We start from the raw sequence: 21,488 nt of genomic DNA, 5'->3' as shown, positions 1-21,488 counted from the left end.
GCACTCCTTATTGTGCCAAGAAATCTTGCGCGAAACGCTGCAGAACACCGCCCGCGTTGTACACGTGAACTTCGTCAGCGGTATCTAAGCGACAAGTAACCGGAACATCGACTTTATCGCCGTTGGTGCGTGTGATAACCAGCGCTAAATCAGCGCCCGGCTTGATTTCTCCAACCACGTCGTAAAGTTCCGTACCATCCAGCTCTAGCGTATTGCGGTTAACGCCCGACTTAAATTGCAGTGGTAGTACGCCCATGCCAACCAAGTTAGTACGGTGAATACGCTCAAAGCCTTCAGCAACAATGGCTTCTACGCCCGCCAGTCGAACGCCTTTTGCTGCCCAGTCACGGGATGACCCCTGACCGTAATCCGCGCCAGCCACCACGATCAATGGTTGTTTACGATTCATGTAGCTTTCAATCGCTTCCCACATACGAACCACCTGCCCTTCTGGCTCTACACGCGCCAGAGATCCCTGCACGACTTCGCCGTTTTCCTTCACCATTTCATTGAACAACTTTGGGTTAGCGAAGGTCGCGCGTTGCGCCGTTAAGTGGTCACCACGGTGAGTCGCGTAAGAATTGAAATCTTCTTCTGGCACACCCATTTTCGCTAAGTATTCACCTGCTGCGCTGCTTGCGAGAATCGCGTTGGATGGTGATAAGTGATCAGTGGTGATGTTGTCGCCCAGAATCGCCAATGGACGCATACCAGACAATGTTCTTTCTCCCGCTAGCGCACCTTCCCAGTACGGTGGTCGGCGGATATAGGTACTCATCGGACGCCAGTCGTACAGCGGGTTGGGATTTTGCTCTTGATCATTCAGCTTAAACATCTGAATGTAAACTTGCTTAAACTGCTCAGGTTTAACATGAGTACCGACAACTGCATCGATCTCTTCATCGCTTGGCCACAAATCATTGAGATAAATTGGTTTGCCGTTTTGGTCCGTGCCAAGCGCATCGCGCTCGATATCAAAACGAATCGTACCCGCTAGCGCATAAGCGACAACCAATGGTGGTGAAGCCAAGAAAGCTTGTTTGGCGTACGGATGGATTCGACCATCAAAGTTACGGTTACCAGAAAGCACCGCTGTCGCATATAAATCACGGTCGATGATCTCTTGTTGGATTTTTGGATCCAGCGCACCACTCATACCGTTACAAGTTGTACATGCGTAACCAACAATGCCAAAGCCAAGCTTCTCTAGCTCTGGTAATAAGCACGCTTCTTCCAGATACAAGCGTGCAACTTTAGAACCCGGAGCAAAAGACGATTTCACCCAAGGTTTACGTACAAGGCCAAGTTCGTTGGCTTTCTTCGCGACAAGGCCAGCAGCAACCACGTTTCTTGGGTTACTGGTGTTCGTACATGAGGTAATAGCAGCGATGATCACTGCACCATCTGGCAACTCACCTTCTTTCTCTTCCCACGCTCCAGAAATACCGCGCTGTGCCAACTCAGAAGTTGGTAAACGACGATGAGGGTTTGACGGACCAGCCAAGTTACGGCTAACTGATGATAAATCGAACTCAAGTACGCGCTCGTAAACGGCGCTATCAAGATCGTCTGCCCAAAGACCGGTTTGTTTTGCGTAATTTTCTACTAAAGCAACTTGTTCTTCATCTCGACCAGTTAGTTTCAAGTAATTGATGGTCTGCTCATCAATATAAAACATGCCAGCTGTTGCGCCGTATTCTGGTGTCATGTTTGAAATCGTTGCGCGGTCTCCGATCGTTAGATCACGTGCGCCTTCTCCGAAGAATTCAAGATATGAAGATACCACACGCTCATTACGCAGAAACTCAGTAATCGCGAGGACAATATCCGTTGCGGTAATGCCCGGTTGACGTTTACCCGTCAGTTTGACACCGACAATATCTGGTAGACGCATCATTGATGGTCGGCCAAGCATGACGGTTTCTGCTTCCAGACCACCGACACCTATCGCAATAACACCAAGAGCGTCTACGTGAGGCGTGTGACTGTCCGTACCCACACAGGTGTCTGGGTAGGCAATGCCCTGCTTTGCTTGTACCACAGGAGACATTTTTTCCAAGTTGATTTGGTGCATGATGCCATTCCCAGCTGGAATCACGCTGACGTTTTCAAACGCTGTTTTACACCACTCAATAAAGTGGAATCGGTCTTCATTACGGCGCTCTTCAATCGCGCGGTTTTTGTCGAAGGCATCAGGGTCAAAGCCCGCATGTTCAACCGCTAAAGAGTGGTCAACGATCAATTGTGTCTCAACCACTGGGTTCACTTTTGCAGGATCACCGCCCTGATCTGAAATGGCATCGCGCAGACCCGCTAAATCGACTAGAGCGGTCTGACCAAGAATGTCATGACAAACAACGCGTGCTGGATACCAAGGAAAATCAAGATCGCGTTTGCGTTCAATTAACTGTTTCAGGCTATCTGTCAATGTGTTCGGGTCACAGCGGCGGACCAGTTGCTCAGCTAGCACGCGAGAGGTATAAGGGAGTGTTTCATAGGCTCCAGGAGAAATGGCATTGACGGCTTCGCGTGCATCAAAATAATCCAGTTGAGTTCCCGGAAGCGGCTTACGATATTGAGTATTAATATTTGTGTTCATGGTTTGCTTCCATTCAGTCTTTACATCTTGCCTTCATCAAGGTTTTCCATTGCTCCAGAAACACAGTGATGAGAGGATCTCCTTCCTCTGTTAGAGAGAATGACAAAGGAAGAAGGTGGTCAACCAAAGCATATAATGCCCTCGTTGACCTTCGCGCTAGCGATTCTCGATAGGCACCCATTCTTGATGATCTGGGCCCGTGTAATCAGCACTTGGGCGAATGATGCGGTTATTGGCACGTTGCTCATAAACGTGTGCAGCCCAGCCCGTTAAACGACTCATCACAAAGATTGGGGTAAATAGTTTGGTTGGAATGTCCATGAAGTGGTAAGCCGATGCATGGAAGAAGTCCGCATTACAGAACAGACCTTTCTCTCGTTTCATCACTGATTCAACACGCTCAGAAACCGCATATAGATGTGTATCACCAACTTGTTTCGATAGCTCTTTGGACCAGCGTTTTATTAAGGCGTTGCGAGGGTCACTTTCACGATAAATCGCATGACCAAATCCCATGATCTTGTCTTTATTGGCTAGCATTTTCATGATGTTCGCTTCCGCCTCATCGGGCGTTTGCCAATCTTCAATCATTTCCATCGCCGCTTCGTTTGCGCCGCCGTGAAGTGGCCCACGAAGCGTACCGATTGCCGCCGTGATACAAGAATGAATGTCTGACAACGTTGATGCACAAACGCGTGCTGCGAATGTAGAAGCATTAAACTCATGTTCAGCATAAAGAATGAGCGAGCAATGCATCACTTGTTTGTGCAGCGCAGATGGCGCTTTGTCTGTAAGTAATCGCAAAAAGTAACCACCGATGCAATCTTCAGTCTGATCCTCGGTGTTGATACGCACGCCATCATGACTAAAGCGGTACCAGTAACAGATGATGGCAGGGAACAAGGCTAGCATACGTTCGGTTGCTTTCAGTTGCTCCTCGAAGCTCATTTCCTGCTCTAGGTTACCCAATACAGAACAACCCGTGCGCATTACGTCCATTGGGTGTGCGCTTGCAGGAATTAACTCTAAAGCTTGTTTTAGCTCGGCTGGCAAACCTCTAAGGCTGAGTAGGTGTGTCTTGTATGCATCGAGTTCTTGTTGATTCGGCAAGTGACCGCGTAACAGAAGGTGAGCCACTTCTTCAAACTGTGCCTTGTTCGCAAGATCAGTAATATCGTATCCACGATAAGTTAGACCAGTTCCCGTTTTTCCGACAGTACATAAAGCTGTGCTTCCTGCGCTTTGACCACGAAGGCCTGCGCCACCTAATTCTGCTTTCTTTTCTGCAGTTTGAGACATTGTTTGAACTCCTTTTCTGTCTGACTTTTCCCTCTCTGGGGTGTTTTTAGCCAAACGAATTTCACGTTATTAGATGAGATAAATTCCGATTATCTTTTTCTTGGGCTTCCGTTTATTTTTGCTTTTCCCCCGCTATTTCCCTTCAGAGAATAACTGGTCAAGTTTGTCTTCATAGTCGTGGTAATTCAGGTGCTGATACAACTCTTTACGTGTTTGCATCGAATCAACCAGTGCTTCCTGATTACCCACTTCTAGCAAATGTTTGTAGACCGTTTCAGCAGCTTTGTTCATGGCACGGAACGCACTTAATGGATAAAGCACCATGTCCACTTTTGCTTTCGCTAGCTCATCACAGCCATACAGCGGTGTCGCGCCAAATTCTGTAATATTCGCCAGAATAGGAACGTGCTTTCCGGTCGCTTGCTCAAGCGCATTTGAAAACTGAAGGTACTGGTCCAGCTTGGTCATCGCTTCGGGGAAGATCATGTCTGCGCCAGCTTCCACACACGCAATCGCGCGCTCGATTGCGCTGTCCATGCCTTCAACAGCTAACGCGTCAGTACGAGCCATAATCACGAAACTTTCATCATTGCGTGCATCAACCGCGGCTTTTACACGATCAACCATCTCTTGCTGGCTGACTATTGCTTTGTTCGGACGATGACCACAACGTTTCTGTGCAACTTGGTCTTCCATGTGCACCGCTGCCGCGCCTGCTTTTTCCATCGCTTTGATCGTGCGAGCAATGTTAAATGCACCGCCAAAACCCGTGTCGATATCAACCAAAAGAGGCAAATCACATGCGTTAGTGATGCGGTCAACGTCAACCAAAACGTCGTTTAATGTTGTGATACCGAGATCCGGCAATCCGTATGACGCATTTGCGATACCGCCACCAGACAAGTAAATCGCTTGGTGACCCAAGTTTTTTGCCATCATGGCGCAATACGGGTTTATAGTGCCGACAATTTGTAGTGGATTATTTTGTTCAATGGCGAGTCTGAATTTCGCTCCCGGTGTTAAGCTCATGACGAATTCCTTCTAGTCTTTGTCTAAACTTTCTGTATGTATAATTTGAGATTGGATGAGCTTTCGACTTCCTGATATGTGTCTTCTCATCAACATTTCTGCAAGCTCTTCATCGCGATTGCGAATGGCTTCCAAAATGAATTTGTGTTCGGTGAGCGCCTCATTCGGGCGAGATTGCGCACGTGGCGACTGGTAACGATACATCCGTAATAAGTGATAGAGTTCATCACACAGCAGAGATATTAACTTACTGTTTCTGCTCGCTTGGATGATGCGATAGTGAAAATCAAAGTCACCATGTTGATGGAAGTAAGACGCGCCTTCCATTTGGTCTATATGCTTGGAATGTGTCGACAATAGCATTTCCAAGCTTAAGAGCTCTTCTTGCGTAATGTGTCGCGCAGCTAACCTTGCCGCCATGCCTTCCAATGCTTCTCGAACGGCATAAAGTTCTATCAGCTTTTCCGGAGAAAAAGTGGTCACTCTAGCCCCAACATGAGGAATTCGCTCGATGAGCCCTAGCCCCTCTAAGCGCATCAATGCTTCACGCAAAGGCCCACGACTGACTTGATATTTCTTTGCTAGCTCAGGCTCTGATATCTTATGGCCAGGCTTCACATCGCCATTAACAATGACTTCAATCAGTGTTTCGGTCAGCGTTTCGGATTTGGTGTGTTCTTTCTCAGAACCCAGCACTTTATAACGAGCTTTCAACTCAGAGTTCATATTCAGATACTCTTGTTACCGACATCGAAATGTCTACAATTTCTTAACCTGAATATAAAGTAGTCGATCAAAGTGTCGACAATCAAGTAAATTGTCGACAATTTAGACTAAGGTCGTAATTTAAATGGGCCTAAAATGCCCGTTAAGTGCCTTTTTTAGCAGAAATAAAGAATGGTGAGTTCACATTGTCGACAACTTATAAACCTTTAAGCTTATGATCTAAAAACTAAAAGCTCAGCTGTCGAACAATAATCGGATAAAAAACTATTCTTTAGGTACAAATTGATCAAAGACTTGTTGCGAAGTCATCTTTTGTGAAGCGGAATTGAGGTCATAATAAGCTGGCTTTTCATCGGTAAAAATCTCTAAAGTGAGTTTGAAATCTGGGTTATCGAACAAACCAGCGGAAAGAATGTACTCACCTGTCGGCAACAAATGATAGAAAAGGTTTGTGCCGCATTCGCCACAAAAACCTCTCACCGCCCAGTCAGACGATTGATAACGCTTTGGCTCGGCCCCCTTAAACGTCACGTTAGGCCCACAATGCACCGCATGAAGTGCGCCACTCGACCATTTTCGACACATAGAGCAATGGCACAGGCTAACCTCATTTTTAACCTCAGCGATGACTTCAATTGCGCCGCACAAACACGTCCCTTTCATTCTCTTTTCCTCGTTCATTTTCCGTCATTTAATTATGGCCTACCAAAGCGTAAAGCCGCGTGACCTAACACCAACTTCTCGCCGTGAACTTTATGAACAAAATAACCGAAATGCTCAATATTCTCTTTATATCTCTTTTACAGACAGATATTTAACACTTAATTAACCTTTACACCAAGTTCAGCTTTAACGCTTACAAGGCATGACAACTGAGCAAAAACAATAAGGCTCAACTAAATAGAGTCGCTAACATAAGGAACGTGAACATGTTAAAGGTACTCAAACCAACGCTCGCCGCTTCAATCATCGCAGCTTCATTTTCATTCAACGCTCTTGCTGCAGATATTGAAAAAATGCACTTTCTTATCCCTGGAGGTGCCGGTGGCGGTTGGGACATGACCGCCCGAGGTACTGGTGATGTATTAATAAAATCAGACATCGTCGAAACCGTATCATTTCAAAACCTATCTGGTGGTGGCGGTGGCAAAGCAATCGCACATTTGATTGAAACGGCTGATCGTCAAGAAGATACACTCATGGTGAACTCAACACCGATCGTCGTTCGCTCGCTCAGTGGGATCTTCCCACAATCTTTCCGCGACTTGACTCCTGTTGCCGCAACGGTTGCTGATTATGGCGCCATTGTTACATCAGCCGATTCTCCTTATAGCTCTTGGGAAGATGTCGTTAAAGCTTTTAAAGAAAACCCGCGTAAGGTGAAGGTTGCTGGTGGCTCTGCTCGTGGTTCTATGGATCATTTGGTTATAGCAGCAGCTTTCAAAGGTGAAGGTTTTGATGCGCGTAAAGTTCGTTACATTGCCTATGATGCAGGTGGAAAAGCCATGGCAGCCCTACTTTCAGGCGAAACACAACTGCTCTCTACAGGGCTAGGTGAAGTACTCGAAATGTCTAAGTCTGGGCAAGTGAAAGTGTTAGCGATTACAGCACCAAAACGTTTAGAAGCTGCGCCTAATATTCCAACTCTCACCGAATATGGTAATGAAACTGTCTTTGCTAACTGGCGTGGATTCTTTGCAGCACCAGGCACAAGCCAAGAAAAGCTAGATGAATGGAATGCCGCATTTACTAAAATGTATAACACCGACGAATGGCAAGTCGTTCGAGACCGCAATGGTTGGATCGACAACTATAAAGCGGATAAAGCATTCTTCGCGTTTCTTGAAGATCAAGAGCAACAGATGGGTGACTTAATGCGCGAGTTAGGCTTCCTGAAGTAACAATCGAATTGGGGTCCCTCAGATACCAACCTCAATGAATAACGTAAGTTGGTATTTCCCCATTGTATTTGCACTCTAAGTTTCACCGCATATGGACATTGTCGACAATCGGCATGCACACTCCTTTGTTTATATACCCAAAGCGGCTCGACTAGCAGCGAAATGCTTAATTGTTAATGGTTTAGTTTATTCATTGACGTCCATATGCGGTCTTTTTTACTTTTGTTAGGAGTTGAATATGCCTCGTTCAACCAACTTTTTCACCAAAGAGTATTTGCTCTGTCGTGACCGCGTCGGCGCAATGATCTTTCTACTCTTCTGTCTTTGCTACGGTTATCAAACCTCGCAGATTCCATTATTTCCAGGTGATGAGTATGAACCATTCACCGCACGTACTCTGCCAACCATCTTGACTTACGTTGGTGTCGGCCTTTCTTTGCTATTGCTGGTGACAGGACAACCAGATAAACAAAGTGGCGCAGTGCTGACCTTCAATTGGAAGTTACTGATTGCCTTTTTAATTTTAATGGCGCTCTACGGCGTGGGCCTGACTTACTTAGGTTTTGTGATAGCTACTGGCTTCTTTTTATTGGCTGGCTTTTATCTGCTCGGGGAAAGACGTAAACCCGTTCTGTTTGGCGCGTCGTTTCCATTCGTGATCGCGTTCTACTTATTACTCACTCAAGGTTTGGACATCTATCTCGAACCGGGTTTGATTTTCACCATCTGGTAGTCAAAGAAAGGACTGAATTATGTTAGATGGAATTCTACAAGGTTTATCCACCGCAGTAATGCCAATGAACATTATGATGGTGATCGTTGGTTGCTTCGTCGGTACATTTATCGGCATGTTACCTGGACTTGGGCCGATCTCAGCCATTGCTTTGATGATCCCAATTACTTATGGCCTAGAGCCCTCCTCTGGCCTTATTTTAATGGCGGGTGTTTATTACGGTGCGGTATTTGGTGGCTCTACATCGTCGATTTTAATTAACGCGCCGGGTTGTTCTTCAACCGTGGTCACAGCATTCGACGGCTACCCAATGGCTCAAAAAGGCCAGGCAGGTAAAGCATTAGCTTTGGCAGCTTATTCGTCTTTCACTGGCGGTACGCTATCTGCCATTATGTTGCTTGTTGCCGCACCAGCATTGGCTAGCGTCTCCCTTAGCTTCCAATCGTCGGACTATTTTGCGTTGATGCTACTTGGGTTATCAGCAGTCGCGGCTTTTGCGGGGAAAGGTCAGGTAATCAAAGCGTGGATGATGACCATTCTTGGTTTGATGCTATCTACAGTTGGAATCGATAAAGGCGTAGGCGTTGAACGCTTTACCTTCGGTTTAACGGATTTAATGGATGGCTTTAGCTTCTTGTTGCTTGCAATGGCGACATTCGCACTGGGTGAGACACTGATGGGCATCCTTAAACCATCAAAAGACACCAGCGATGAAGAACAAGAAAAGCTGAGCAACATTGGCTCAATGAAAGTGACCAAGGAAGAAATCAAAGATGTTGCGCCTGTTTCAATTCGCTCTTCAATATTAGGTTTCTTCACTGGCGTTCTTCCTGGCGCAGGGGCAACCATTGCTGCTTTTTTAAGCTACGGTATGGAGCGCAACCTCGCACCTAAAGAGAAAAAGGATGAGTTCGGTAAAGGCAGTATCCGTGGTTTGGTTGCGCCAGAGTCTGCGAACAATGCAGCATCTAGTGGTTCATTTGTACCGCTATTAACGCTTGGTATTCCGGGCTCTGGTACAACAGCAATAATGCTCGGTGCGCTGATCGCTTATGGTATTCAACCTGGCCCTCGCCTATTTGTTGAACACCCAGATGTGTTCTGGTCAGTGATCATTTCCATGTACTTCGGCAACATCGTACTTGTGATCCTGAACTTACCATTGATTCCGTACATTTCAAAGCTTTTGGCGGTTCCAAGAACGGTGCTTCTACCGATGATTTTATTCTTCTCAATCACCGGGGTTTATTTGGTCTCTTTTAACACTATGGATGTGTTCGTGATGCTGATTGTGGCTATGGCTGCCATTGCACTTCGGCTCGCTAACTTCCCGCTCGCACCTTTATTGCTGGGCTTCATCCTTGGAGGATTAATGGAAGAGAACTTACGCCGCGCATTAATGATTTCAGATGGAGAACTGAGTTTCCTATGGGAGCGTCCTATTACCCTTACCTTTACTGTTTTAGCTGTATTGGTATTGGCAAGTCCACTAATCGTAAAGCTGATTCAAAAGTTTAAAGCACAGCCAGTCAGCGTTGAGCAGTAATCGCTGTCTCTTTCAACCTAGATAAAGCCATCCATCGTGATGGCTTTATCTTCCCCCTTCCAAATCGTTCGCTTGTTGTACAGATGGTATTGACAAATCACTGTCGTTATATGAAGGTGATTGTATGAACACACACTTAGCGCAACTTAACCAACGAATTATCATCATTCCATAGGAATGGTGGGATTTTTTGATGCGCTCAGTATTTATCGAACCCACCCATAGCGGTGGGTTTTCTGTCTCTACCGTATGGGAAAAGCTCTCTTGGAGGCGGTCACAATGTAAAAAATAGCAGTTTTTGGTAAACCCGGCAGTGGAAAATCGACGGTAAGTAAAGTAATCGCGTCGGCTACCGGTCTTCCTCTTCATCAATTAGATTCAATAGTCTATAAACCAAACGGTGATCCCGTTGAGCGTAGCGTTTTTGATGAAGCTCATAGCAATATACTAAGCTCAGATCGTTGGATTATAGATGGCCTTGGACCGATCAGCTCTTTCAACGCTCGTTTAGATGCAGCCGATACTCTCATTTATATTGATCTACCATACTCAGTAAGCTATTGGTTTGTGACGAAACGTCTCCTTAAAGGACTATTCATTAAACCTGAAGGATGGCCTGATGGTAGTTCGGTACTGAAAGGAACGTTACAAAGCTACAAAGTTCTTCAGCAATGCCCTGCATTCTGGAATGATGACTTTATGTCTCGCCTCGAGGGGTACTCTCAAACTAAAGCCGTTCATGTCATCAAAAACGTTACAGAACTGAACAATTTTGTTTTAGAGCGGGTAAAGTAAACCTCATATCAGAACGTTAGAGCATGTGGGTTAGATCATCTGAAGCTCTAACAATGAAAAAGAACATAACAAGGATTGCTTATGCTTTTAGAACTAGCACTTTTATTCGTTGCTGGCGTAATTGGTGGGATCATTAACTCCATAGCGGGAGGCGGAAGCTTTATTACTTTTCCGGCTCTATTGGCAGTTGGTGTTCCTCCTATTATGGCTAACGCAACAAACACATATGCTTCATGTGCGGGTTACATTAGTGGAGCCGTCGGGTTCAGAGAAGAGATCATGAAGAACAAGCATGAACTGCTGTTCACAGTCTCATTCAGTTTAGTCGGCGGCGCTGTCGGAGCATATCTGTTGCTCAACACGCCAGAATCGCTATTTATGGAAGCCATCCCTTGGTTACTCTTATTTGCCACCGTGCTTTTTCTCATCGGTTCTCGTTTAACAATGCTAATCAAAACTGTCGCGAAAGAGCACAAACATGCTGGCATACTCGGAGCAATCGCGTTGGGTTTACTACTTGTTGGTGTCTCTGCTTACGGTGGTTTTTTCAACGCAGGTTTAGGGGTTATTGTTCTGAGCTATCTGGTAGTAGCTGGCCACCAAGACATTAATTTAATGAACGGTTTGAAATTGCTCGTATCTACGTGTGTTTCACTCATTGCTATCGTGATTTTTGTTGCCAATGGCTCCATTGACTGGCACACAGGTAGTGTTGTTTTGGTCGGTACGTTGGTAGGTGGGTATCTTGCAGCTCGTGTCTCTCGTCAACTGAATCCTAATCATGTTAAAGGGTTTGTTGCTCTTTCTTCTATTCTCATCACTATCTACTTTTTCATTGATGTTTATGTTTAAGCAAAACTTGTACAAGTGGATAACACTCCTACAAAAACGCCAGCGCGAAAGATTAATGCAGATGGCTTAACGATTTTTTGTGTCACTCCAGCGAGGTTAGGAATCTAATAGCACTACACTGAGCGGCTAATGAAACCATTTTGATCACAAAGTGCTCGGATGGAAGATCCTGTATCACGCTCCTTCGTCGCTGTACAGGATGACGAGAAATAGAAATATGCCACTCGCGGTTAAACGAGTGGCATTGATCGAGAAAGATGGCGTTTTACATCAATAATAAGAGAAGGTAACGCTTACTTAATCAGCCCTACTTCTTTGTAGTATTTGAGCGCACCTGGGTGAAGAGGCGCAGATAAACCGTCTTTTACCATTTCCTCTTTCTTCAAGTTTGCAAACGCTGGGTGGAGACGGCGGAAATCATCGAAGTTTTCAAATACCGCTTTAACCACGTTATAAACCACATCTTCTGGTACCGCAGTAGAAGAAACAAACGTCGCGCCCACACCAAAGGTTTGAACATCACTATCTGTGCCACGATACATACCACCTGGGACATTTGCGACACGATAGAAGCTGTTGTCTGCAACCAGTTTTTCTACATTAGGTCCAGCTACCGTTACGATATTACTATCACACGACGTAGTGGCTTCTTTAATCGCTCCACTTGGGTGACCAACGGTATAAATCATCGCATCAATTTTGTTATCACAAAGTGCTTTTGATTGCTCTGCTGCTTTTAACTCAGAGACAAGCTTAAAGTCGTCGTTACTCCAACCATACTGGTTCATTAGCACTTCCATAGTACCTCGCTGACCAGAACCAGGATTACCAATGTTAACGCGCTTACCTTTCAAATCATCAAAAGTTTTGATGTTCGCGTCTTTACGTGCAACGACAGTAAACGGTTCTGGATGAACGGAGAATACGGCGCGTAGCTCTTTAAAAGGCCCGCTTTCTTCAAACTTACTGGTTCCTTTGTAAGCATGATACTGCCAGTCTGATTGCGCGATACCGAGGTCCAATTCACCAGCACGAATAGTGTTGATGTTATAAATCGATCCCCCAGTACTTTCTACCGAACAACGGATACCGTGATCTTCTCGCGATTTGTTAACCAAGCGACAAATAGCGCCACCAGTCGGATAATAAACCCCTGTTACGCCACCGGTACCAATCGTGACAAACGTTTCCTCCGCAGACGCAGAAAAGCCTGTTGTGAGTGCAGCCAAAGAAGCCGCAAGTGCGATTTGCTTAAACTTAAACATTGAACATCCCTTTTACTTGTGTTGATGACCGTTTAAGTATAGCAATCGTTAACAATTTGATAACGTTTAAGTTCTCATCCTTGGCGGTTAGCTTAGTAATCACCATTTTATCGGCATATTCTGCCGTTATATAATGGCTCTATATAAGCGTAAACCGTATAGTCTAGAAAATTAAATCTTTAGACTGATATGTCCATTCTAAATTATCTATTAAATAGAAATACTCAGGTCAAATTACTATAATCTTGTTAAATAACCTTTATTCTATATAAATATGATGAATTATAACTCCAGCCAAAAGACATGATGCACTTGAAATAAATAATACGAATGAGAGAACAAACAATCGTTGAATATGAACTGGAACCTTATCCCTCTTCTCTAACATTTTATATCGTTTCGCATGAAAAGTGCTCAGAAAAACAGTTCCATATTGTAGTACTCCGTGACCTGATAAGAATATATTCAGAGTGTAGTATCGAACTCCATTATCAAGAGCATCTTCAAGATACTTCAACCACTTGGATTTCAAATAAATAACAAACAAAACCCAAGTAAATATACCTAAAATTCCAACCGTAGTCAGATAAATCACTAAATCTGATGCTAAACTGATATCTTCCATCTTCGACTACTTATTAAGTTGAGTTTTATATAATTCTGTTCCCAAATACTCACCAGTCGAACTACCATATTTTGTTATTGAGTATCTAATTACACCCTTCACCACAAAAAATTCTTAAACACACTTTTTGTGAATAATAATGGCACTTTAACTTAATTTTACGCAACAAGGCTACTATGAAGTTGTTAGCTTTGAGCTGAGTTCAACAAAAACAGTAACTTTTATGCAATGTAACTCACTACGTTATATTGCTTTACAAACAAATCACCCAGTAAATATCCGTATCTAGTTTAGATAGCTGAAATAAAAAAAGCGTTGTATAAACAACGCTTTGTAGTTAGTGAAACGGATGGTTACACCGTTGGGACTGATGCTCGCCACGCTTGGTTCTGGCTATCTGAGATAGATCGGAACAAGTCACGTAGTTCTTTCAATAAGCCTTCTTGGAAACCAATGTTTTCATCGGCTTTCTGTTTGGCTGCTTGTGCGCGAGTCGCTTGTACTTCATCATCTTTGCTGCGCGCTTGCGCTTTGGTTTGCTCTACATTCGATGCTGAGTTTGCCATCTGGCCCAAAGCTTGAAGAATCGCGTTCTTCGCTTGGTTTGAGCTCATCAACTTATCGAACTTACGGCCACCACTTGTCAGCTGCGCTGTCGTGTCTGCGATATTGTCTTTCGCTAGTGAGTGCGCACGCTTAACCTGATCTTGCTGCGTTTTAGACAAGCTATTGTTATTTAATAACTCTTCTGCTTGATCGAAGCCAGCTTTTTGCGTTTTAAGTACATTATTGCTCGCCATTTCATTCTTGATTTCTTTCCCTGCTTTGAAAGAACCAAGGGCACCAATAATTGCGGTAGCACCCGCTAGTACACCCGAAACGACTGCCATCGCGATCATCGCGCTTGCCGAGTTGTTGAGTTCTGCCGCTTGGCTTTCTAAACTCGCGACGTTTGCTTCAACAGCAATTTCACGTTGTAGCACTTGCTGCTCACGGCTCAGCTTTGATACTTGATACAACAATGTTAATAGCGTCAACGATTGTGATACCGCATCTGATGGTGACTTGATCACCTCCTCACCGTTAAGCGCTTTCATCGTGGTGCTCATTAATGAGCTCACCGTCGGTGCAAGAGCGCTCATTAGGTTTGCAACAACTTGAGCTTGGTTACTCACTGTAGGAGCTTTAGGTGTCTCTAACTGGTAGCGTGCTGCACCAGAAACACCTGACTCACTTTGGCTTTTAACGGCGCCCGCTTCAAGCTTTGTTTCCGGCGCTTTTTCTGCTTTGTTGGTTTTAATGGTGTCGCCTAAACCGTATAGTTCACCACGACCCGTTCCGCCTACTTTATCTAGCATAATAAACTCCTTATACCGTTGCAGGACGACTTAACACCGTTTGCATAGTTTCACTTTTCGCTTGAATCATTTGCATGATGAGGCTCATCAGCTCTTGGAAGTCTTCCATCAACTTACCAATCTCTTCTTTGAGCTTATCAATGACAGCCTGGCTTAACGTCATTTTGGCTCGAAGGTCTGTGATATCAGCCTGAATCTCTGTCACGTGAGCATTGTTAGCAGCGTGAACACTGTCCGTTGCGCCTTTACCCACGTTGACGGCAAGATCGACGGTTTCTGCGCCATAACGAATCGCTTTCGCTGTTGTTGTCGCAGCTTTTGTGCCCATATCCGCCACTTTCGCCATGTTTGCAGCGGCTTTCGTAGCGATTTCCGTGACCTTTTGAGCTACCTTACCAGCACCTTTCGCTGCAAGTTTCGCGATACCGCCAGCTGCTGCACCACCAAACGTCACAACAGCTCCGATAACCGCGACGGCGATTTCTAATGCCATTACGACTTTGTTTAGCACATCGACATTTACGCCCGCTTCTTTTAGCGCATCTTGAACGGCTGGCTCTTGCAACGCCATGCTCACTGCTCCCATAACGCCACCAGCGATCATAAGTGCACCGGCTGCTGCACCAACACCCGTTGCCACCATTACGGCACCAACAACAATAGAAACCACCGCACTGATCCAACCAAAGATCTTCGCTGCTAAGCCTGATTTTTGGGCTTCTTTTGCAGCGGCTTCCGATTCTTTGATTTTGTCTTGGTTTTCCACCATCTCTTTTTCGTGTTTAGCTTTTGCGACCTTCACTTCCTGAATTTTCAGCTCGTTTTGAGCACTTTTCAGTTTATCCGTGATAGCAGCAAGCTCTACTTCAAAATCATCAGCAGATCCTGCGATGATTTTGACGGCAATCGAACCTGTTTGGTCTGCAACTGCATGGAGAGATTTTGCAATGGTATCGACGATCTTTTGCAGCTGTGCCATGGCTTTTAGCGTCAAATCATTCACTTTGTCACTAACAGCTGCGTTAGGTGCATCTAACTGAACTTTTACTTTTCCGGTGTTCAGTACATCTGCATCTTTACTCTTCACGTTTTCTACCGTCACAGAAGGCGTCGCTGTAGACGCCGTTTTCTGCACGTTATCTAACGTGGCTTGGCCAGATTCAGGGCTATAAACCTGTGTCTGGATGCGGTCAAGTGCAATAGAACTCATAGTCTAATTACTCCTTTTTATTTCTCACCGCTTCTAACATGATGCCTGCACACTCATGCAAATCTGCATATTGTGATTTTCCGGCAGACATCTCCTTCGCGCTGTAAAACCCACTCTCTGCTTCTGTCAGTTGTTCCAGTTTAAGGTGACATTCAGCAGAGTGAAAAGGTGGGCGTGGATCATTTACGTCCACTAGCGCTGCGTAGCTGTAGGCGTCTATTGCCTGCAGATACTCACCCAACTCCTGACGAGCCGCGCCAAGGCCAATGAAAAATCGCGCCTGATAATGATCAAGCATGCTGAGTAATTGAAATACTTTCGCTGCTTGCTCAATCTTTCCCGATTGGAAAAAGTTGTAACCTACGGCATAAATGTGTTCGATGGTGTCCTGAGACACATCGTGCAACATTTTTAGCGTGCCTCCCTCTTCCAAAAAAGACAGCAGTTCTTCTGCTTGCATTTGAGATGGATCGGTCGCGTTTGTTTTAGTCATGGTTGGTTATCCTTAAATGGCTCGTAGGATTTCTTGTAAAATACTGTGGTACTTCTGAACAAACTTGTTCATCGCTTCAACGGTCGAGTTGTATTGAGAACTGGTGTCGTTCAGCTCAGTGGTTTTGATTTGCACTTCATCGTTAAGCAACTTGGATTTAGCACTGACAGAACTAGAAAAATTAGACAGCTTTTTCGACTTCTCTTCGTCTTGGTACGAAGCACCATCACCGATAGTAATACCTTGTGTTTGAAGGAAGTCTCGATGGTTTGTTATCTTATTATCCGTCAAATACTTGTACTCAGGTGAAGCTTCAAAATCCGTTTGATTGCTGTAGTTAAAGTCACTCGCTTTGAAGTTACTTTCTGGATATCCCGGTTTATAAACCCCATCAACACTTTGCGTAGAGTGAATTTTTGATTGCACAACACCAAAAACTTTAAGCTGTATTGTGAGATCCTCTAATGCCTCTTTCTGGTCATTACGTTTCTCTAAACGGTTAACACGACGCTCATTTAGTGCAAGCAGCACTTGCTCATCAAAACGGTCTCCAATGCTGGACTCAACAACGGCCAACAAATCACGAGCCGTTAGAGAGTGCTCTGCTCTCACCTCGCGATCCGCTTTCTCTTTGTCGGTGATATTGAGTAGACGCTCTTTCAATGCTCCTAAGTTCTTGCGCAATGCCTCGTATCGCTCAGTAAATGAAGCCCCGGTAGATTCACCTTTTACTATTTTTTCAAACTGTAATCGGATATCTCGTTCGGTGTTTTCTTTGATCAAATTAACTTGAGCTGCCGTTATTTGTGTTTTTTGGACATCGGCTATCGCGCTGTCCTGGTAAAAGTCGTCGATTTCTATATTTGTTAAACTCACCGCGAAGTTGGCGAACAGACTAGAAAGGGTCAAAGGCTCAGTTCCACCAATGACAGTATTAAGTGCTGCTTTTAGATTGTTCGTTCCACTCGCCTCACCATAAGCTGCGCTATATTGGCCTTTCACTTGAGCGGCCATTTCATCTAACGCTTCTTTAAGCTGCTGTTTAGAAATACCAGGAGTCCAGGTAATTCTGCTAGCTAGCGCACTTGCGTCATCGGTGCTTAAAGTAATACCGATGCCTTGAAAACTACTTTTTAATTGAGCTGAGACTTGAAGAGCGAAACTCTCTTTAGTCAACAGAAAATCCGAGCTCTTCAGTTGCGCGAGATTAGCGGAACCTAAGCTACTAAAGGCATTGCGAAGAAAAGAAATAGAAGCATCTCTCACTTCACGGGAGCCCATTTGATTAGCAAGCTCTGCAACAAAAAGAGAAATTTCTTTGGTGGCATTAGCCAGACCTGTCTCGGAGAGGTTGGCGATCTGCTCCGCTTGGTTACTCTGAGTGCCCAGATTAAATTGACTAACAAACTCAGTAGACAACGAGCTATCTACGTTTTCCGTCAGTAACTTACTAAACCAAGCCTGAAACTGATTTGATAGCGTTTGGTTTGTTTGAGCATTAAACTCGGCTGCGGTTAATTCGCCATCTGAGTTAGAACTTTGTAGCGACTTTATCCAGACAGATGCGGTGTCGGTCAATGATATACCAGCAAACGCGTTATTTTTCGCTTTTAGGCTTTCAAGTGTATCAGCATAAAGCGCGATGCTTTGTGATTCCGTTTGTCCCGAGATAGTTGGCAATGAAGAGATTAGAGAGGCAAGTTGCTGAGTCTCTGCTTCACCCAGTACAGGGGTAAATGCCTCTATCAAGTTTTGTTGGAAAGTGGGTAATGGTGCACTACTCGCAGCTGTGTCTGTTGCTCCTGTCGTAGAGCCAGTCGTTTTCATATTCGTCATTTCCAAACCTCTAAATCATCATGCCGCGCATCACTGTGGGACGCTTTCTGCGTTTACCTGACGTACCTTGTAGCTGATTTTGTTGTTGCCGGCGGCGCTGGACTTCGTCTATTAGCTCTTGCTCTGCACGTTTCATGGTATCTACTGGTGCTTTTATGCCGCCAAGTAAAACATCACCCGCAACAGGACCAACACCTAAGCCTTCCAATAGCTCGTTAAAAATATCGGTTCTGTCTTCAGCTTTTCTAATGGCAAGCTCAGCGTTCTCAATCGCATCGGTAAACGGTTGCTTCATCTTGATTCCTATCTTAAAGCGGGTCATCTCATCGGTGCTGTCAGTAACAGTCGTGAGTTTTTACTTTTTCAACTTTTTCAAAGGTCTATAATCTGCTAGGCATAAACAGTACCAGTCGTCTAGCTCATCATGGCTTGCACCGCATGCTTTTAGATAGAATTGTGCCAATCGCTGGCTGCTCATGTTGCTACCACGTAACACATCGACGTTGCCGCGAATGACCCAATCGGAGGGATAAAGTTGAATGGCATGTTCAGCCAAGAGAAATAAGCCGGCAAAGGGGTTACTCAACCCCAATTTTGGACGAACGCGTTTCAGAAGAACGATGATGATTTCACCGTCCTCCACCCGAAAAACGAGCTCTAAGCCCTCAACTTCAATTCGATAACCAAGTTGAATTTCACTTTGTTGCCAAAAGTATGGCGTCACTTCGATCCCCGCTTGCGCCAGCGAGAGTATTAGTTTTGTTTTCATTACATCCCCACCCTTCCAAGTGGCTGAATATTGATTTGCTGGGTTAGTTCTTGAAATGACAAAACGGGCAGATCGTAGTATTCCGATTCAATAAGCTTTCGCACATATCGGCGTACATCCATAGACACAACTAGCACAGGTTTATTCGGCATGCGGCTTAAGTCACCAATGGTCTGTTTCACATCACTGACAAATTGTTGCGTTACTGACGGGTCTAACGCCAAGTAACTCCCTGCTGAGGTTTGACGAATACCGCTGCGTATTGTGTCTTCGAGATTTTGATCCAATAAGTAAGCGGGCAACATGTTTTGTCCGCTTGCGTATTTGTAGCAAATGTAACGTTTTAAGCTGGAACGAATGTACTCCGTCAGCTGTACAACATCTTTCTCTTTTTGGCCCCACTCAACCATCGCTTCCAAGATCACGCGAAGGTTTCGGATAGAAATGTCTTCAGAAACCAAGCGTTGCAAGATTTCCGTCATTTTTTGCAACGGAACAATACGCTGGGCCTCTTTGACTAGCTCCGAATAACTGCCTTCCATCTGCTCCAACAGATAACGCGTCTCCTGAATACCAATAAAGTCTTGTGCGTACTCCTTGAGAACATGAGACAAGTGGTACGTTAAAATTCTGTCGGGTGTGAGAAAACCTACATGACTGGCTACGAGTTTTTGCTCATAACTCTGTGCCACCCAAATGCTAGAAATACCAGGTAGAAAATCTTCATCTTGCTCATAAGGCACGCCTAATAAATCGATCTGTTCATTCCCTTCTGTCACCAAGAGTTGATCTTTAACAATTCGTCCTCGTGCAACCGGGACTTCTTGTAACTGAATTAAGTACTCGCCATTTTGCATCCCCTCGTTAAAGCGCAGGTGGATGCCTGGGAAAGGCACGCCTAGGTCAAGATATAGTGCGCGTCTAACCCTTGCTAGCTCTTCATTTAATGCGACCGCTTCCAAGCTTTCCTGAAGGCTCGCGTCAAGATCAATCAACAGCGGGACCGTCATGGCGAACTCTTCTTGCTCACCTAACTTACCTTTACTGTTTCTAGAAGGCGTGGGTTTGCTTGGCTTCGCTGCTGGCGAACCGGCCCCTTGCGAAACAAAGCTTGATAAGTCGGTGCTATCTGATTCCGCTTGTTTTTTCTGTTGATAGAAAAGGAAGAAACCACCACCACCAACCACGGCGGCCAAGACCAGAAAAGTGATTTTTGGAAACCCAGGGATGAGCGCGAACAGCACCAAAAGCACACCACCAATAAGAAGCGCACGTGGCTGAGCAATCACCTGCCCACCAATATCCGATCCAAGATCAGAAGAGTCTTCATGAGAAACACGCGTCACGATAATACCGGCGGTAATCGCGATAAAGAGTGCCGGGATCTGCGATACCAAGCCATCACCAACGGTCAAAATCGCAAATAACTCAAGTGCTTCAGAAGCACTCATGCCTTTTTGCGTTACCCCGATCGTGACGCCACCTAAGATGTTGACCACAATGATGACCAGACCCGCAATGGAGTCGCCTTTAACGAACTTCATCGCGCCATCCATCGAGCCATACATTTGGCTTTCTTTTTCAATCAGTGATCGTCGGTGCCTAGCTTCGTGTACGTCAATTACTCCAGCACGCATGTCACCGTCAATACTCATCTGCTTACCAGGCATCGCATCGAGTGAGAAGCGCGCACTAACTTCTGCTACCCTTTCTGAGCCTTTGGTGATCACCATAAACTGAACAATGGTAATGATCAGGAACACAACAATACCGACCACTAAGTTACCGCCCACAACGAAGTTACCGAATGTATAAACGATTTGACCAGCATCGCCTTGTAGCAAGATCAAGCGGGTTGTCGTGATAGACAAAGACAGACGAAACAATGTCGTGATCAATAGCACCGCAGGAAATGCAGAGAACTCAAGTGGCGTGGTGATGTAAATCGCTAACATAAGCAGCACCACCGCAATGCTCATGTTGGTGCCAATCAGCACATCCACCAGTGCGGTAGGAAGTGGCAATATCATCATAAAGACGATCGCGAGTAACATCACCGCAAGCATGATGTCTTTGCGTTGCCCTACTTTGTTTAGAATATCGATCAACTTATTCATGTGATTCACTATTTAAAGATTGCAGATAGCGTCGGTGCGCTTGGCGTGCCCCATCGACGTCATTTTGTTTCCAACGCGCTTGGCTTAAACAAAACCAGAGTCCTGCCGAGTCAGGATGAAGGTCGGATTTTAATAAGTGCTCGCACACCTCAATCGCCCGGGTATATCGACCACTTTGTAAACATGCCACAGCAAGTGTTTGCATCGCCTCTTTGTGCTGCGGTTCTATTTCTAGAACCGCATCGAGAATAGAAATGGCATGCTCTGGCTTTTGGTATTGAACTTGTAGCGCAGCGTGAACAAGTAAGAGTTCAATGTCTTTGGATCTCAACATG

20 protein-coding genes are annotated in these 21,488 nt (G+C 45.1%); 5 read left to right on the top strand and 15 right to left on the bottom strand.

The features are described 5' to 3' along the window. Nucleotides 1-7 precede the first annotated feature (7 nt). From acnD to R7127_RS16975, 5 genes are all read right to left on the bottom strand, one after another. Nucleotides 8-2,599 (bottom strand): Fe/S-dependent 2-methylisocitrate dehydratase AcnD, encoded by a 2,592-nt coding sequence (gene acnD / locus R7127_RS16995; RefSeq protein WP_318142002.1) that lies wholly within the window; start codon nucleotides 2,597-2,599, stop codon nucleotides 8-10. 156 nt (nucleotides 2,600-2,755) lie between these two features. Next, nucleotides 2,756-3,898 carry a 2-methylcitrate synthase gene (gene prpC / locus R7127_RS16990; protein WP_262584950.1) on the bottom strand — a complete coding sequence of 381 codons (1,143 nt, stop codon included), beginning with the start codon at nucleotides 3,896-3,898 and terminating at the stop codon, nucleotides 2,756-2,758. Between the two features lie 132 nt (nucleotides 3,899-4,030). After that, on the bottom strand, nucleotides 4,031-4,927 hold the full coding sequence (gene prpB, locus R7127_RS16985) for a methylisocitrate lyase (protein ID WP_005395068.1): 897 nt from the start codon (nucleotides 4,925-4,927) through the stop codon (nucleotides 4,031-4,033). 12 nt (nucleotides 4,928-4,939) lie between these two features. After that, on the bottom strand, nucleotides 4,940-5,653 hold the full coding sequence (locus tag R7127_RS16980) for a GntR family transcriptional regulator (protein ID WP_005377279.1): 714 nt from the start codon (nucleotides 5,651-5,653) through the stop codon (nucleotides 4,940-4,942). Nucleotides 5,654-5,917: 264 nt separating this feature from the next. Next, a complete protein-coding gene (locus tag R7127_RS16975) occupies nucleotides 5,918-6,316 on the bottom strand; it encodes a GFA family protein (RefSeq protein ID WP_005377278.1) in 399 nt (132 codons plus the stop codon). 266 nt (nucleotides 6,317-6,582) lie between these two features. On the opposite strand from R7127_RS16975, the gene R7127_RS16970 reads away from it, so the two are divergent. From R7127_RS16970 to R7127_RS16950, 5 genes are all read left to right on the top strand, one after another. Then, entirely contained in the window at nucleotides 6,583-7,554 is a 972-nt protein-coding gene (locus R7127_RS16970) for a tripartite tricarboxylate transporter substrate binding protein (protein WP_005388181.1), read from the top strand. Between the two features lie 238 nt (nucleotides 7,555-7,792). After that, complete coding sequence (locus R7127_RS16965; protein WP_005388179.1) at nucleotides 7,793-8,287, top strand: tripartite tricarboxylate transporter TctB family protein; 495 nt, start codon at nucleotides 7,793-7,795, stop codon at nucleotides 8,285-8,287. A gap of 19 nt (nucleotides 8,288-8,306) precedes the next feature. Then, a complete protein-coding gene (locus R7127_RS16960) occupies nucleotides 8,307-9,833 on the top strand; it encodes a tripartite tricarboxylate transporter permease (RefSeq protein ID WP_005388177.1) in 1,527 nt (508 codons plus the stop codon). A gap of 288 nt (nucleotides 9,834-10,121) precedes the next feature. Next, nucleotides 10,122-10,628, top strand: coding sequence for an adenylate kinase (locus tag R7127_RS16955; protein WP_318142004.1), 507 nt, complete (start codon nucleotides 10,122-10,124; stop codon nucleotides 10,626-10,628). A gap of 81 nt (nucleotides 10,629-10,709) precedes the next feature. After that, on the top strand, nucleotides 10,710-11,480 hold the full coding sequence (locus R7127_RS16950) for a sulfite exporter TauE/SafE family protein (protein WP_017633772.1): 771 nt from the start codon (nucleotides 10,710-10,712) through the stop codon (nucleotides 11,478-11,480). 293 nt (nucleotides 11,481-11,773) lie between these two features. Here the strand turns inward: R7127_RS16950 and R7127_RS16945 are convergent, their stop codons facing one another. The 10 genes from R7127_RS16945 to vscY form a co-directional block, all read right to left on the bottom strand. Further along, nucleotides 11,774-12,745, bottom strand: coding sequence for a TAXI family TRAP transporter solute-binding subunit (locus R7127_RS16945; protein WP_005388171.1), 972 nt, complete (start codon nucleotides 12,743-12,745; stop codon nucleotides 11,774-11,776). Between the two features lie 259 nt (nucleotides 12,746-13,004). Beyond that, a complete protein-coding gene (locus tag R7127_RS16940; RefSeq protein ID WP_053350348.1) occupies nucleotides 13,005-13,370 on the bottom strand; it encodes a hypothetical protein in 366 nt (121 codons plus the stop codon). A gap of 353 nt (nucleotides 13,371-13,723) precedes the next feature. Then, nucleotides 13,724-14,728: a type III secretion system translocon subunit VopD gene (gene vopD / locus R7127_RS16935; protein ID WP_005377262.1), complete on the bottom strand. Its 1,005-nt coding sequence runs from the start codon at nucleotides 14,726-14,728 to the stop codon at nucleotides 13,724-13,726. 10 nt (nucleotides 14,729-14,738) lie between these two features. Further along, nucleotides 14,739-15,938, bottom strand: a complete 1,200-nt coding sequence (gene vopB, locus R7127_RS16930; RefSeq protein WP_005377260.1) for a type III secretion system translocon subunit VopB — start codon at nucleotides 15,936-15,938, stop codon at nucleotides 14,739-14,741. A 7-nt stretch (nucleotides 15,939-15,945) separates the two neighbouring features. Further along, nucleotides 15,946-16,431 (bottom strand): SycD/LcrH family type III secretion system chaperone VcrH, encoded by a 486-nt coding sequence (gene vcrH / locus R7127_RS16925; protein ID WP_262584945.1) that lies wholly within the window; start codon nucleotides 16,429-16,431, stop codon nucleotides 15,946-15,948. Between the two features lie 12 nt (nucleotides 16,432-16,443). After that, nucleotides 16,444-18,267, bottom strand: coding sequence for a virulence-associated V antigen (locus tag R7127_RS16920; protein ID WP_318142001.1), 1,824 nt, complete (start codon nucleotides 18,265-18,267; stop codon nucleotides 16,444-16,446). A gap of 10 nt (nucleotides 18,268-18,277) precedes the next feature. Beyond that, nucleotides 18,278-18,562 (bottom strand): LcrG family type III secretion system chaperone, encoded by a 285-nt coding sequence (locus tag R7127_RS16915; protein WP_005395092.1) that lies wholly within the window; start codon nucleotides 18,560-18,562, stop codon nucleotides 18,278-18,280. Between the two features lie 60 nt (nucleotides 18,563-18,622). Then, the gene (locus R7127_RS16910) at nucleotides 18,623-19,036 is read right to left on the bottom strand and encodes an LcrR family type III secretion system chaperone (RefSeq protein WP_054575029.1); all 414 of its coding nucleotides are present in this window, start codon (nucleotides 19,034-19,036) and stop codon (nucleotides 18,623-18,625) included. Then, entirely contained in the window at nucleotides 19,036-21,162 is a 2,127-nt protein-coding gene (vcrD, locus tag R7127_RS16905) for a SctV family type III secretion system export apparatus subunit VcrD (protein WP_086013006.1), read from the bottom strand. The genes R7127_RS16910 and vcrD overlap by 1 nt, the downstream gene beginning before the upstream one ends. Beyond that, complete coding sequence (vscY, locus tag R7127_RS16900) at nucleotides 21,146-21,487, bottom strand: type III secretion system chaperone VscY (RefSeq protein ID WP_005377248.1); 342 nt, start codon at nucleotides 21,485-21,487, stop codon at nucleotides 21,146-21,148. The genes vcrD and vscY overlap by 17 nt, the downstream gene beginning before the upstream one ends. Nucleotide 21,488: the final 1 nt, after the last annotated feature.

Origin of the sequence: Vibrio sp. 1159 (assembly GCF_033340395.1) — a bacterium.
In the GTDB taxonomy this organism is placed as follows: domain Bacteria; phylum Pseudomonadota; class Gammaproteobacteria; order Enterobacterales; family Vibrionaceae; genus Vibrio; species Vibrio alginolyticus.
The sequence above is the reverse complement of the archived record's forward strand: the minus strand, read 5'-3'. Positions and strand labels throughout refer to the sequence as shown.